Consider the following 15,146-nt stretch of genomic DNA (forward strand, 5'->3'; position numbering starts at 1 on the left):
AAAGCTAAAAAACACTCTTAATCTTTTTTGAACGGTCAACTACGTACGAAACCAGCCATGCAATTTGACCTTCTTTAGCAAAGTATATTTTTTTTGATTTCAGATTAGGAATACTCTCGAGGCTGGCTATCAAAATGGTGTTCGCTGCAATCAAATGCTTCTGACTATAGGTGTTTATAACCTTACTTACATTTTTGTTGGTTTTGGCCGAGTTTTCATATGCAGTAAAATTGTTTTTCAAAATGGCATCATAGTCAATAATGTCTTGTAATTTTAATGGTACGAAATGATCATCCTCATTATTTTGATTATAAAAAAGCGTAGTAAAAGCCCAAAGAGCGCCCCCGGACAAATAAATTTTCTTTTTATTTAATGAAGTTGGCTTAGAGTTAAGCATATCTTTTATTTTTTCTCTCAAAATAGGGGCATAATCAAATGCTTTCTCCTTATAAACAGACATGCTAGTAATCTCACTTGGTATTACAATGGTTTTATTTATAGCTTCTGTTAAAGTAATTGTGCCATATTCCAGGTTTAGAGGAAAAAACTCAAATTTATTTTCCAGCACATTTACATAACCACCTTTTGTGTTGCCCCCGCCAATGTCAAGGATTAATGCATCACCGTATTCTGTAGGTGGTATAGAACCTTTCAAAAGCATTTTACCTTCAGTATCAGCATCAATGAAATCAAGATCTTTATTGGTTACAGATTTTATTTTGTTGATTAAATCGGATGTGTTATTTGCCATAGCAACTCCTGAAGAGCCAACAATAAAAATATTTTCATCCAATACATTGTACTTTTTTTTAATAGTCAGCAAATTTCCATATACAATGTTAACCGCATTATTTATATCATTCTGAGCAAGGCTTCCATCAATTGAAATGTTTTTAGCAATACCAGCATTTTCCGTCCAGAAAGCAAGTATGCTGTAATCTCCTTTTTTGATGTTATTCACATCAATTACCGAAAATTTTATTCCCTTACTCCCAATTTCTATTCCCGCATAAATATCTTTTTGCGCAAAAGATTTTAAGGAGAAAAAAAGAATTGCGGTTAATAGATAATATGTTGATTTTTTATGCATTGTATTTTTTTGTTGAATACTTTAATGAGTAAATTATTTTTAAATGCTGGTTATCAATTAGTGAGGTGTTTCAAAGGAGCAAATTTCACTATTAACTGTAGAGCAATTTGTAGTCGATCCATTAATCTTACGTAGAATTAATTCTACAATCTTTACCTTTCTTTATTTTATAGTTTTGATGGTTAAAATTATTCTAATAATAGTTTTTAGGATTTGTTCTATGTCTTAATAATTTAACCTGATCTATTTCAATAAAATGTGATTTGTTTTTAATTTAAAAGTCATATTATCTAAAGTAACCTGCATTTTAAAAAAAAACGCCTAGAAAACGATTTTCGAAAAACTTAAAAAACAAAAAATCCGTATATGTACTAAAAAAAATCATTACTGAAGATATTTATGAAAAAAACGGTAACATATTTTTGGGTTTTATCAGTAATTAACTATAGCTAAAGTTAAAGCAACTAATTTGGTTATTGTGTTGATAATTAATAATTAATAATATAAATTTGCAGATTAATCAATTCTGATTTTGATATAGTAAAATATGAATTAAGAAAAATTTACATTTCAAAATTATTTAGCGCCATGAAAAATAAATTTAAAGTTTTATTAGTTGATGATCACAGTGTTGTGAGGCATGGTCTTTCTTTGTTATTAAAAAAAATTTGGAATGAAGTTGAAATTACTCATGCTGATAGTTTTGAAGACCTTATAAATAAACTAAAAGAAAGTCAGGATTTGATTTTTTTAGATATTAGCATTCCAGGTGGCAATAGTACAAAAATGGTTCAGGAGATCAGACTTAATTATCCTGACTTGTTAATTATGATGTTTTCGGCTTATGATGAATCACATTATGCATTACGCTACATTCATGCAGGAGCCAATGGTTTTTTAAATAAATATAGCAAAGATGAAGAAATTATTCTGGCTGTAGAATCTGTGCTTAAAACAGGAAAATACATTAGTAATGTTGTAAAAAACAAAATTGTCGAAAACGCTTTGTATAATCTTCCGGTAAATCCATTAGAAAAGTTATCTGAAAGAGAAATTGAAGTGGCGGAACTTCTGGTAAGTGGTGATGGAAATATCGAAATATCGAATAAACTAAATATCCAGATGACAACCGTCAGTACTTTTAAAAGTAGAATTTTTGAAAAACTTGGGATCAATAATATTGTAAAATTAATTGATATTTTAAACATATATCGCACTTGATTTTTTGCAGTACTATTGTTTAAAATACTCATTTAAAAACTCTTATATTTAATTGAAAGTAAAGAGTGGTCTAGTTTTTTCTCTGTAATAACTATATGTATAATTCGGGATTAAAACAATTGAAAAGTGAATAACGATATAATGTTTTAGAGTATCCGAAGCCTTTATTGTACGTTATAATCTTCGTAAAATTTTATTCTTTCACCCATCAGAAACATTTTTTTCTTAGTAAAATGAATAGAAAACTGGCTGTACATCCATTCGTCGCTGTCTTCTGTTCTGTACCAAAATGTATATGAGGCACTGTTATATCCGTCCTTACGTATAGCAGTACCTTCCCAATTGCATTCGATTCCCCAATTTATTTTTTTCTTGGTCATATCATCATATTGTATCACTCCGGTTCCGTCATCGTTTAAAACTGTACTTGGCTGTTTTTTGTCTGGAGGAAGGAATGTACCGGTAATATGATAAGGAAGAGTAGTAGTAATATAATGTTCTTTTGATTTATATATGATTTGATCAACCTGAACTTGTGAATGAGATTTTATAGTAACAAAAAATAAGATATAGAAGAATGCTTTTAGGATTTTCATTTTACATAGGTTTTAGGTTTTGAAACTTTTTTTAAAATGAGGTATTTCTTTAGCTAATATACTTTAATTTTTGCAAGAAAATAACGATTCATTTTTAAAAGTTAAACCCAAAATAGTAATTATTTGAAAAGAGATAATTCTTTTAAAAAAAACCTCAGCAATACATATTGCTGAGGCTGTCTATATAATGAAAACTAAATTTAGTTTTTTTCAATCCATTTTCGGGCATTGACAAAAGCTTCATGCCAAGGCGAAACCTCGTCATTTCTGTCTTTTGGATAATGTGCCCAGTTCCATTGAAAAGTCGAACGCTCAATGTGAGGCATCATAACTAAATGTCTTCCTGTTTTATCACACATCATAGCAGTGTTATAATCAGAACCGTTAGGATTTGCAGGATAACCTTCGTAAGCATATTTAGAAACAATGTTGTATTGATCTTCTGCATAAGGCAATTTGAATTTACCTTCTCCGTGAGAAACCCAAACTCCTAAAGTACTTCCTGCCAAAGTTGACAGCATAACCGAATTGTTTTCCTGAACCGTTACAGAAGTAAAGATACTTTCGTGTTTCTGACTTTCGTTATGGTGCATTTTTCCGTGAACTTCATGTTCAGGATTAATCACTTCCAATTCCATAAACAACTGGCAGCCGTTACAGATTCCAACAGATAAAGTGTCTTCTCTTTTGAAGAAATTATCTAAAGCTGTTTTTGCTTTTTCGTTGTATAAGAAAGCTCCAGCCCAACCTTTAGCAGAACCTAAAACGTCTGAGTTAGAGAAACCTCCAACTGCTCCGATAAACTGAATATCTTCAAGCGTTTCACGACCAGAAATCAAATCGGTCATGTGAACGTCTTTCACATCAAATCCAGCCAAGTACATTGCGTTTGCCATTTCACGCTCAGAATTACTTCCTTTTTCACGAATAATAGCCGCTTTTGGTCTTGGTTTAGAGTTGTCGATTTCTGGTTTTTTTCCTGTAAAATGTGCAGGGAAAGTATAATTTAAAACCTGATTTTTATAGTTTTCAAAACGTGCCTGAGCTCTTCCGTTTTTAGATTGTTTTTGATCTAATAAATAAGAAGTTTCAAACCAAACATCTCTGTAAGCTTTTATGTCTAAAGTCCAAAGTCCAAGGTCTAAAGTCTCAGTAGTTGTCGCTTTTCCTAATTTGAAAAATTCGATGTTGTTTGTATTTAATTTAGCCTCAACAGCTGCATCAGATTTTGCCTGGAAAACGATTCCGATGTTTTCTGCGAAAAGGATTTTCAATAAGTCTTTTTCAGCGAAAGCGCTGAAATCAATTTTAGCACCAAGGTTTACATCAGCAAAACACATTTCTAGTAAAGTTGTGATCAAACCACCGCTTCCGATATCGTGACCCGCTAAAATCTGGCTTTCCCCGATTAATTCCTGAACTGTATTAAATGCATTTTTGAAGAAAGCCGAATCTTTAATAGTAGAAGTTTCGTTTCCGATTGTATTTCTGATTTGTGCAAAAGACGAACCTCCTAATTTGAAATCATCCTGAGACAAATTGATATAATAAATTGATTCTCCGTTTTTCTGTAAAACAGGCTCAACCACTTTTCTAATGTCGGTACAGTTTCCAGCAGCCGAAATAATAACCGTTCCCGGCGCGATTACTTCATCATTTGGATATTTTTGTTTCATCGAAAGTGAATCTTTTCCTGTTGGAATATTAATTCCCAATTCAATTGCAAATTCAGAACAGCCTTCAACAGCAGCGTATAAACGAGCGTCTTCACCTTCGTTTTTACAAGCCCACATCCAGTTTGCCGATAATGAAACTCCTTTTAACTGATCTTTTATTGGCGCCCAGATAATGTTTGATAACGATTCTGCAATAGCATTTCTAGATCCTGCAACTGGATCAATCAAAGCTGCTATAGGAGCGTGCCCGATAGAAGTAGCAATACCTTCTTTCCCTAAATAATCCAGAGCCATAACTCCAACATTATTCAAAGGCAATTGAAGCGGCCCAGCATTTTGTTGTTTCGCAACTTTTCCACCAACACAACGGTCCACTTTGTTGGTTAACCAGTCTTTTGATGCAACAGCCTCTAAACGTAAAACATCTTTTAAGTAGCTTTCAAAATCTCCCGCATTGTACGCAACATCAGCATATTTTCTGTCAACCGTATTATCCGTCATAACCGTTTTTGGAGAACTTCCAAAGAAATCTTCCAAAGCATAATCCATTGGTTTAGAACCATTCGATTTTGATTCGAAAGTAAAACGGTGATCTCCCGTTACATCTCCAACCTGATACATTGGAGAACGCTCTCTGTCGGCAATTCTTTGTAAGGTATCAATATCTTTTTGACCAATAACCAATCCCATTCTTTCCTGAGACTCGTTACCAATAATTTCTTTTGCAGAAAGCGTTGGATCTCCAACCGGTAATTTATCTAAATCGATCAAACCTCCAGTTTCCTCCACTAATTCCGAAAGACAGTTTAAGTGTCCTCCAGCTCCGTGATCGTGAATCGAAACAATTGGGTTATTGTCGCTTTCTACTAAACCACGAATCGCGTTTGCAGCACGTTTTTGCATTTCAGGATTGGAACGCTGAATCGCATTTAATTCGATCCCTGAACCGAAAGCACCTGTATCTGCAGAAGAAACCGCAGCACCGCCCATTCCGATTCTATAATTTTCTCCTCCAAGAATAACGATTTTATCGCCTTCTTTTGGTTTGTGTTTGATTGATTGATCTAATTTTCCGTATCCAATTCCTCCGGCCTGCATGATTACTTTATCGTAACCAATTTTACGGTTTTCTTCTTCGTGTTCGAAAGTTAAAACAGAACCTGTAATAAGCGGTTGCCCAAATTTATTTCCAAAATCAGAAGCTCCGTTTGACGCTTTGATCAAAATATCCATTGGCGTTTGGTACAACCATTTTCTTTCTTCAACAGCATTTTCCCATTTTCTGTCTTCTTTCAAACGAGAGTAAGAAGTCATGTAAACAGCAGTTCCAGCAAGAGGCAATGAACCTTGTCCACCCGCTAAACGGTCACGAATTTCTCCACCAGAACCTGTTGCAGCTCCGTTGAAAGGCTCAACTGTTGTTGGGAAATTGTGTGTTTCGGCTTTTAATGAGATAACCGAATCAAATTCTTTTATTTCGTAAAAATCAGGTTTGTCAGCAGATTTTGGTGCAAATTGTTGCACTTTTGGTCCTTTTACAAAAGCAACGTTGTCTTTGTAAGCAGAAACAATATCGTTCGGATTTTCCTGTGACGTTTTTTTGATTAATTTAAAAAGAGAAGTTTCTTTTTCTTCGCCATCGATAACAAAAGTTCCGTTGAAAATTTTGTGGCGGCAGTGTTCTGAATTCGCTTGTGAGAAAGCAAAAATTTCAGAATCAGTTAGTTTTCTTCCTAATTTAGTTGCAAGATTATTGAGGTAATCTACTTCTTCTTCGCTTAAAGCTAAACCTTCCACTTTGTTGTATGCTGCAATATCATCAATTTCCAAAATTGGTTCCGGCTGAATGTTGATAGTGAAGATTTCCTGATCTAATTCGTTGAATTTTTGAGAAAGCATTGGGTCAAAATCAGTAAAATTTTCCGTTGCCGGATGAAATTCTTCAATTCTGATAATGCCCGGAATCCCCATATTCTGAGTGATTTCTACAGCATTTGTACTCCAAGGGGTAATCATGGTAGCGCGAGGACCAACAAAAAATCCTGTCAATGCAGATTTTTCTATCTTATTTGCGTTGGCAAAAAGCCAGTTTAATTTTGAAATGTCTTGAGCTGAAATTTCGTTTTGCGTTTGTACAGCAAAAACAGTTTTGCTTTGGTTTTCAAAGAAATGGATCATTTGTGTAGTTTGTTGTTTTGAAGGGGCAAATTTAGTGTAAATAAATAGTAAGCGCAAATTTGAAAACGATCTCTTTTCAAAAAAAATAAAGTTGCCTTTTTCTTGTATTTTTTCTACCAAAAAGACGCAAAATCAGCTGGTTTGGCTCTCCTTTAAAATTTCAAGATTTATTAAAAACTCTCAACAGATTTGTTCTGTTAAATTGAAGTTTTAGAAATATAAAACGGAGGGAAGGAATCTTTATTTTTTGATTTTTTGAGATAACGGATTTGCAAAAATTATGAAATTAAAGAGGGAATTAAAAAAAACATTTTTTGAAAAAACTTCTCAAAAGATACAAAAAAAAGCGACAATTTGCCGCTTTTTAATTGAGGAAAAAAATCATTTTAATTAATAATTATCTTTTTTAAGAATGTTTTTTCTCCTTTGATGATTTTAATAATATAAACTCCAGGTGATAAATTTTGTGTAAAAATTTCTGAAGATGTCGTGTTTTGTTTTTCGAAAACTTTCTGTCCGGAGAAGGAGAAAATCTCAATAGAATAAGGAAGATCGGTATTGTCTAATTTAATTTCAAAATTGCCCTCTGAGGGATTAGGGTAAATGGTAATTTCATTAGAATTGGAAATAATTTCTTCTTCAATTTCTGCTGGAAAAGCCATTTTACTGGCTAAGTTATTACAGGTATCTGATGAAAATGAATCCCATTGCGCACTTAAGTTAAAAGTGGTGCTTGGAGAAGTTACTGTAGATTTTCTTCTTAAAGTAACATCAATAGCAAAATTGGCTGTTCCGCCATTAAAAGTTCCGATGATGTCAATTAAAGTACCATTTTTGAATAAACCAACAGCATCATTTCCATTAAAAGTCAATTCAGTAGCTGTTGTTGCAATATTAGCCGAACTTGTAGAAAAACAGCTTGAAGAAATAGAACTGTTTACAATAACAAATTTGCTTCCGGCTGCTAAAGTTCCGCTTAAAGCTAAGCCGGTACTCCAGGAACCTGCACCATTCGTTTGTTTTTTGATAGTATAAGCAGATAAGTTTACAGAACTTCCTGTATTGTTGGCAATTTCTAAAGCTTTGTTATTTCCGGAACCTTCAATGTATTCAGAGAAAAGAAGGTCTGTTGCAGTTTCTGTTCCGCTGCTGTTGGTTGTAACTGAAATGGTATTGCTTGAAGCAGAAGTGTTTCCAGCCGCATCTCTTGCTTTTACATAAATTGAATAAGCGGTAGAAGCGGTTAAACCTGTAATGGTAGCTGTAGTTCCAGAAGCAGTTGTTTTTAAAACACTATTGGCATAAACATCATATCCTGTTACCCCCACATTATCTGTAGAAGCTGTCCAGCTAAGTGAAATTGAAGTTGCTGTTTTTGCGGTTGAAGCTAAATTTGTTGGAGTTGTTGGCGCCTGAGTATCTCCAGAAGGAGGAGTGCTACCCCAAATTTGGTTTACGTATTCCGGATGATCGATAAACGGATTTCTGTTGTTCTGACGTGCATAAATAGCATTGTTTCTGGCAATTTCTCTTGCGCTTACAGGATCCTGAGCGTGCCAGGCTAAAAGAACATTTAAAAAGGCAGTTGTGAAAACCTTATTGCTTGAACCGTCAAACATTGGAAAGGAATAACCTGAGACTGTGTTTTCATATCGTGTCGCAAAATAAAAATACATTCGGGCTATATCGCCTTTAAAAGCATTTATGGGTTCAAAAACGGTTCCTGAATAACCGAATACAGAACTTGATCCTAGTTTGCTTCCGTTTTGAGAAGTATAAGTAGCTGAATTTACAGTTCCGTGTGGGTAATTTGAACGAATCCCGTTTACTTTTCCGTCAGTTGGCGTAATAAAATGAGCATCGGCAACCATTGGTGATGCTTCATTAAAAACCGATTGCGGAATAATATGCTCTCTGTTGTAACAATCGCCTTCAACAGAATAACTGCCACATCGTTGTGTTGTTCCGGTAGTGTAATTGTAAGGGTCCCCACCTGATGGATTTTCAGAATACATATCTAAAATAGTTCCGTCATTTTCATAAAAATTATCAACATCAGAAGTTTGATAAGTGGTATAAAGTCCGGCATAACCGTTATTGGTGTGGTCTTTAATAATGTTATACAATTGTGTTTTTAGAGTATAACCCGTTCCAGTTGCAGTGCTGTAATAACCCGAAGGGATTTGGGCAAAACCAATTGTGGCAAACATCAATAACAGTAAATAGTAGTTTTTTTTCATAAATTAATAGTTTAAAATTTGGTTACGTTTTTTGGTTTGTTTTTAACTTTTAAATATTTGAATTTTAGTTAATTAAAAACGGATTATAACAAATTTACTACTTTTATGAGTCTAATACGTTAAGTGATGTTTAATTTTAGGTATATTTTCTTACGTGTTTTTTTTAACTGTATAAGATGAAGGGTTGAGGTTTACCTTTTTGCTAAAATCTTTTTTATGGCTTTCTGGTATTCTTTTTCAAAATTCTTTCCTTGATCATCAACGATTGTGATGCCATAATCGTAAATGAGGTTCTTTTTTATTTTGTAAAAGGAAATCCAATCTTGACCAGATGCAGCATAACTTTCTACAATATTATATTTTGAATTATATGTTGGGTTTTTGATTTCTTCAAAACCAAATATTTTTATAAAACTTTTTTTTTAGAATTGTAGATATACAAATTATAGGTTCAATTGCTTCTTACATCAGAAATATTCTGAATCAAAATATCTTTTATTCCGTCATAATTGAAATCTTGGAATTCGATTTTTTGAGTACTGCTAAAAATCGAATCTTTTACTAAAACAGAAGATTTGTTATTTGTCTTTTGGCTGATAATTAAAATTGAATTTTTTTTCACCACCGTAACCATCTTTTTCGGTTTCAAATTTGTTTAGTTGTATTGTAATTCCTTTGTTTTTATAAATAGAATCACACTGAATCGTTTTTGTACGCTGAGCAAATGTAAAAATACAAGCTACAAGAAAAAATGATGGTTAAAAAACTTCTATTCATTTGATAATATTGAATTTTTAAACTTTGAGACTTCTTAGATTTGCTGACAAAATTCACGCAGGACTTAAATGTCTTATATAACTTATATGGTTTAAAAAATTTACTTCGGAAAATCTTTACTTTGATAAGCGCCTAAATCAGGAGGAGAAGTTCTGCTAATTCCTAAAATATCAAGTGGAATAATATACGCCTGATTCCCTTTTGCGAAAGCGGAAGAAGTTTTATCAATATTCAATTGATTTTTAGAAACGTTATAAAACTTCGGGTTTTCGTTTAAAATAATAGCGTTATAATGTGCTGTATCTGTGTTGAATTGATAGTCGGGATTTGAAGTGCTTCCGAATTTCAGTAAACAATTATTTAACTGATAAACAAAAGCAGTAGTAGCATTTTTGTCTAAATTGAATTCGTTGGTATTTGAACCGTAAATGATACAATTGTTAAAAGTAGCCTGAGTCAGCGGATTGGTTTCTGGAGTTGCTCCCGACAGTTTATTACTTAAATTAACTGCAAATTGCTGTCCGCCGGACCAGGTGTTGTTAAATGTACAGTGCGTAAATTTATAATCACCTCCGTAAACACAGGATAAAGCCGCTAAGCCAGCATAATTAATAACAATATTCTCTCCGTCGATTTTAGCATTTTGAGCCAGGATTCCGTAATTGGAACAATCGTAAATCTGTGTGTTTTTAATCTGAAAAGCAATAGCATCCTGATTTCGTATATCCAGACCGGTTTTGGCATTCTTTAAAGTAAAATGATTTATGGAATGATTAGTACTTCCATCAGCAAAAATAACCGAATTCCATTGTCCGGGAACATCAGAATATTCAGGTTCTAAACGATCGCCTTCAAAAATAACTTCATTCTCTAAGTTTTTGGTTGTGGAAACAGTTCCGTTAATTTGAAGTGAAGCGTTGTTACTTACAAAAAGCCCCGAATTATTATGAAAATGCACTCTGGCTCCGGCTTCAAAAGTTACCGTTTTGTTTTCGGGAACTGCTGCATATCCGTAAATTACGTAAGGTTTGTTATTCGTAAAAAGCAATTCATTTCCGTTGGTTTCATCATTTTCGTCCAGATAAAATCCGTCCACATCTTTACCATCAATCTGAATTTTTTCTTTTGTCCCATCAGCATTTTGCTTGGGATATAAAAATACAGCATCCTGAATCAGGGTTACCAAAGCTACTTTTTGGAGATTGGCGCCGCTGTCAAACTGAATTTCATCGGTATATAAAAAATCAACTGGATTAGCATCTGTTATGTCGGCAGTGGTTTCAATAAAAATATACAAACTGTCTTTGGCTAAAAGCGTAACATTATTGAAAATCTTACCATTATTTCCGTTCATACCGTCAACGGTCATTCGGTATTTTGAGTTTAAACCTTTTTTTAACTGAATAACCGGAATGTTAATGTCGTCTTTACCTCGATTATAAACCTTTAAATTATAAGTGCTCGATCCGATATTTTTAAAAACGGTGTCCAAATAAACAGTGTCTTTTGAAAATTTTAAATCCCCGGAACTGGCAACGGTGTCAAAATCTGTTCTGCATGAAGTAGCAGCCAAAAGAATTCCGAAAATAAAGAGCATAAAATAATGACGCATTCGAATTGTTTTTCTGTAAAAATAACAAAAATCTGATATGCGAAAAGGGATTTTTAATTTTAGAATGGCATTTTCTAAATAGTGTCTCATCTTTTAATTAATTTTACGTTTTTTTTAAAGCTACTAGTAATGAATAACACAAAAGAGCAGGTTTTAGCGTATTGTAATGAGTTTTCTAAAAATACCTTAATGGAAACGCTAAAAATAGAATATATCGATGCCGGAGAAGATTTTTTGACTGCTAAAATGCCTGTAAATCCCTCTGTTCATCAACCGATGGGATTGCTTCATGGAGGAGCTTCAGTAGCTCTGGCAGAAAGTGTTGGTAGTGCTGCTTCTCATTTTTTTATTAATGCGAAAGAACAGGAAGTACGCGGTATAGAAATCTCTGCAAATCATTTAAAAAGCATCCGTGAAGGAGTTGTTTTTGGAACAGCCAGAATCATCCATAAAGGAAGAAGCCTGCATCTCTGGGAAATTAAAATTACAGACGAAGCCGGAAATCTGATTTCGCTTTGCAAACTGACAAATATTGTTTTGGATAAAAAGAAAGTTTAATAATTTACATTTCAAAAAATTAATGACGCCAAAAAACACCGTTTCAGTTTCTTCTGCATTCAGAAAGATGACGGCAAAAGCAATTCTTTCTGTTTTATTCTTTTTATTAATTTATATTCTTTTAATTCTTTGTGGGATAGGTATAACGGCCTTAGCAGTTATTGGCGGAATAGCAATTATAGCGGCGAAACCAATGTTTATAACCATTATGATTGGAGCAGGATTATTGTGCATGGCATTGCTTGTTTTGATTTTTCTTTTCAAATTTATGTTTGTTAAGCATAAGGCAGACCGCTCTCATTTAATCGAAATTACGCGCACAGAAGAACCAAAATTATTTGCTTTTATTGATGAAATTGTAAATAAAGTACAAACAGATTTTCCTAAAAAAGTGTATTTGTCATCTGATGTAAATGCTTGTGTTTTTTATGATTCTACTTTTTGGAGCATGTTTTTGCCTATCAAGAAAAATTTGCAGATTGGGGTTGGACTTGTGAATTCTGTTTCAGAAATGGAACTAAAAGCTATTTTGGCGCATGAATTTGGGCATTTTTCTCAAAAAAGTATGAAAGTTGGAAGTTATGTTTACAATGTAAATCAAATTATTCATAACATGCTTTACGATAATGATTCGTATAATTCTATTGCGCAAAGCTGGGGGAGTGTAAATGGATATTTTGCCATTTTTACTACACTTGCTGTTAAAATTGTAATCGGAATTCAGTGGGTTTTGCAGCAGGTTTATAATGTTGTAAATGTTAGTTACCGCGCTTTGTCGAGACAAATGGAATTTCATGCAGATGCAGTCGCAGCAAGCGTTACAGGATCAAGACCTTTAATTACATCACTATTGAGATTAGACCTTGCAGATCATTCTTTCAATACAGTTTTAGATTATTATGGGAAGAAAATTCCAGATTCAATCGCAACAGAAAATTTATATCAGCAGCAATCATTTGTAATGAATTTTATTGCCACAAACAGCAATTTGCAAGTTGAAAATGATTTGCCTCAATTAACTCCTGATTTTCTAAATAGATTTAATAAATCAAAACTGGTTATCGAAAATAAATGGGAAACGCATCCAAGTACCGAAGATCGAATTAAAGAATTAGAAAGATTAAATCTGGATGTAACAAATGATAGTAAAGCATTAGCGATTGACTTGTTTCAGGACGGAATTGCATTGCAGAGTAAATTTACCAATAAACTCTTTTCATCAATAAAATATTCTAGCGCAGTTGTTTTTCATAAAAACGAAGATTTTATTAATGAGTATGAGAAAGATTTTTTTGCAAACTCATTTAATGAGATCTTTAATAAATATTACGATAACAAAAATCCTCAGGTTTTTGATGTTGATTCATTGGCAAAAGAATATCCAAAGAGAGATATTAAAGAATTATTCAGTAATCAGACAGTAGATTTAGTTTATAATTCTATCTCATTAGAAAATGATATAAATACATTAAAGCAAATTGCAAACGGGAATTTTAAAATAAAATCATTTTCATATGATGGATATAAAATGTCTTCTGAAGATGCTCAGGAATTAATAAACGAATTAGAACCGGATTTGAAGAGAGTTAAAGAAGAAGTTTTTGAAAACGACAAACAAATTTATTTCTGCTTTTTAGCTTTGGCTGATAGCCAGAATAAAAGCGAAGAATTAAAAAAACACTATAAAGATCTTTTTGAGTTAGATAAAAGTTACGACGAAAAGATCGATTTTTATATTAAAATGATGGATGCTTCTGAATTTATTTATACCACCTGCACAGTTGATGTTATTGATCAAAACATGCGTTTACTAAAGAATGAGGAAGATAAATTTAAGAATCAAATAGAAAAAATACTGGAAGATAATATTTATAGAAAAGCTATAACAATCGAAATGAGAATTGCTTTTAATAAATATTTATCTGAAGACTGGAAATATTTTAATGGGAATCAATATAGCGAAGAGGAGTTAAAATTACTTTCTGAATCTTTGAACAATTATCAGACTGTTATATCAAAAACATTCTTTCAAACTAAAAAAGAGCTTTTAGAATATCAGGCTCAACTTTTAAATCATGAATAATTTTTTCTCGAGAATAAAACAACATTACCATCAAAATTTGCCTTTTGTAGTGTATGCAAAACCTAATACTTCGAATATTATTGGGCTTTTACAGCAAAATCATACTTTGTATAAAGTTTCAGATTATAGCGAAAAAGGATTTGTTTTTGCTTCTTTCGATGAAAAACAACTGATTTTAATTCCAGAAAGTGAATCGGAAATGATCAGGATTGATAAAGAAGTAACAGCATTTGAATCGGTTGAAATTGAAGATCTTAATCTGAATCCTGAAGCAAAAGAAAAATATGAAGAGTTAGTTGCAAAAGGAATTGAAGCCATTAAAAATGATGAATTTAAAAAAGTAGTTTTATCCAGAAGTGAAGCTATAGATTTAACAGATTTTGATTTTGTAACTACATTTCAGCATTTGGTTCAATTCTACCCAACTACTTTTTGTTATTGCTTTTTTCATCCTGAAATTGGTTTTTGGATGGGAGCTACACCCGAACAATTATTGAAGGCAAACGGAAATGTTTTTGAAACAACAGCTTTGGCCGGCACACAAAAAGTATTTTCGGAAAATGAGATTGTCTGGAAGCAAAAAGAAAAAGACGAGCAGCAGTATGTAACTGATTTTATAATAAAACGGCTTCGTGAATTTACAGCTTCAGTTGCGGTTTCAGATCCTTACAGTTTTAAAGCCGGATCAATCTGGCATATTAAAACAGATATTTCCGGAGTTTTAAAACATAATCTGACTTTAAAAGAAGTGATTGAAACCCTTCATCCAACCCCCGCTGTTTGTGGTTTGCCAAAGAAAAAGTCGAAAGCATTTATTATAGAAAACGAAAATTATGACAGGACTTTTTATACCGGTTTCCTGGGCGAATTAAACAGTAGTTTTTCAGGTAATAGTATAAGTTCTGATTTATTTGTAAATTTACGAAGCATGCAAATTCAGGAAAACAAAGCCATTTTGTATATGGGATGCGGAATTACCAGAGAAAGTATGCCTGAAAAAGAGTGGGAGGAAAGTGTCAATAAATCGATGACAATGAAAAAAGTCTTGAATGTTATGAGTTAGAGGTTATGAGTTTTGGGTTCATACTTTAAACTGAAACTTGAAACCTAAAACA

General features: G+C 32.9%; 9 protein-coding genes. 4 read left to right on the forward strand and 5 right to left on the reverse strand.

Going from position 1 to position 15,146, the window contains the following annotated elements; all coding sequences use genetic code 11:
- Nucleotides 1-4 precede the first annotated feature (4 nt).
- Entirely contained in the window at nucleotides 5-1,090 is a 1,086-nt protein-coding gene (locus ACNC7R_RS07080) for an exopolyphosphatase (protein ID WP_417940237.1), read from the reverse strand.
- 588 nt (nucleotides 1,091-1,678) lie between these two features.
- On the opposite strand from ACNC7R_RS07080, the gene ACNC7R_RS07085 reads away from it, so the two are divergent.
- On the forward strand, nucleotides 1,679-2,311 hold the full coding sequence (locus tag ACNC7R_RS07085) for a response regulator transcription factor (protein ID WP_417940238.1): 633 nt from the start codon (nucleotides 1,679-1,681) through the stop codon (nucleotides 2,309-2,311).
- Between the two features lie 164 nt (nucleotides 2,312-2,475).
- On the opposite strand, the gene ACNC7R_RS07090 is transcribed toward ACNC7R_RS07085, so the two are convergent.
- The 4 genes from ACNC7R_RS07090 to ACNC7R_RS07105 all read right to left on the reverse strand — a co-directional run bounded on the left by ACNC7R_RS07090 (nucleotide 2,476) and on the right by ACNC7R_RS07105 (nucleotide 11,390).
- The gene (locus tag ACNC7R_RS07090) at nucleotides 2,476-2,907 is read right to left on the reverse strand and encodes a hypothetical protein (protein ID WP_417940239.1); all 432 of its coding nucleotides are present in this window, start codon (nucleotides 2,905-2,907) and stop codon (nucleotides 2,476-2,478) included.
- 200 nt (nucleotides 2,908-3,107) lie between these two features.
- A complete protein-coding gene (purL, locus tag ACNC7R_RS07095; RefSeq protein ID WP_417940240.1) occupies nucleotides 3,108-6,761 on the reverse strand; it encodes a phosphoribosylformylglycinamidine synthase in 3,654 nt (1,217 codons plus the stop codon).
- 386 nt (nucleotides 6,762-7,147) lie between these two features.
- Nucleotides 7,148-9,001, reverse strand: a complete 1,854-nt coding sequence (locus ACNC7R_RS07100; protein WP_417940241.1) for an endonuclease — start codon at nucleotides 8,999-9,001, stop codon at nucleotides 7,148-7,150.
- Nucleotides 9,002-9,878: 877 nt separating this feature from the next.
- On the reverse strand, nucleotides 9,879-11,390 hold the full coding sequence (locus ACNC7R_RS07105) for a hypothetical protein (protein ID WP_417943151.1): 1,512 nt from the start codon (nucleotides 11,388-11,390) through the stop codon (nucleotides 9,879-9,881).
- A 129-nt stretch (nucleotides 11,391-11,519) separates the two neighbouring features.
- Between ACNC7R_RS07105 and ACNC7R_RS07110 the strand changes: the two genes are divergently transcribed.
- From ACNC7R_RS07110 to ACNC7R_RS07120, 3 genes are read left to right on the forward strand one after another with little or no spacing between them, the layout of a single operon-like run.
- Nucleotides 11,520-11,948, forward strand: coding sequence for a PaaI family thioesterase (locus tag ACNC7R_RS07110; RefSeq protein WP_417940242.1), 429 nt, complete (start codon nucleotides 11,520-11,522; stop codon nucleotides 11,946-11,948).
- Between the two features lie 22 nt (nucleotides 11,949-11,970).
- Nucleotides 11,971-14,031, forward strand: a complete 2,061-nt coding sequence (locus tag ACNC7R_RS07115; protein ID WP_417940243.1) for a M48 family metallopeptidase — start codon at nucleotides 11,971-11,973, stop codon at nucleotides 14,029-14,031.
- Nucleotides 14,024-15,094 carry a chorismate-binding protein gene (locus tag ACNC7R_RS07120; protein WP_417940244.1) on the forward strand — a complete coding sequence of 357 codons (1,071 nt, stop codon included), beginning with the start codon at nucleotides 14,024-14,026 and terminating at the stop codon, nucleotides 15,092-15,094. Before ACNC7R_RS07115 ends, ACNC7R_RS07120 begins: the two co-directional genes overlap by 8 nt.
- Nucleotides 15,095-15,146 lie beyond the last annotated feature (52 nt).

The organism is Flavobacterium adiutor (assembly GCF_048282555.1).
Lineage (GTDB): Bacteria > Bacteroidota > Bacteroidia > Flavobacteriales > Flavobacteriaceae > Flavobacterium.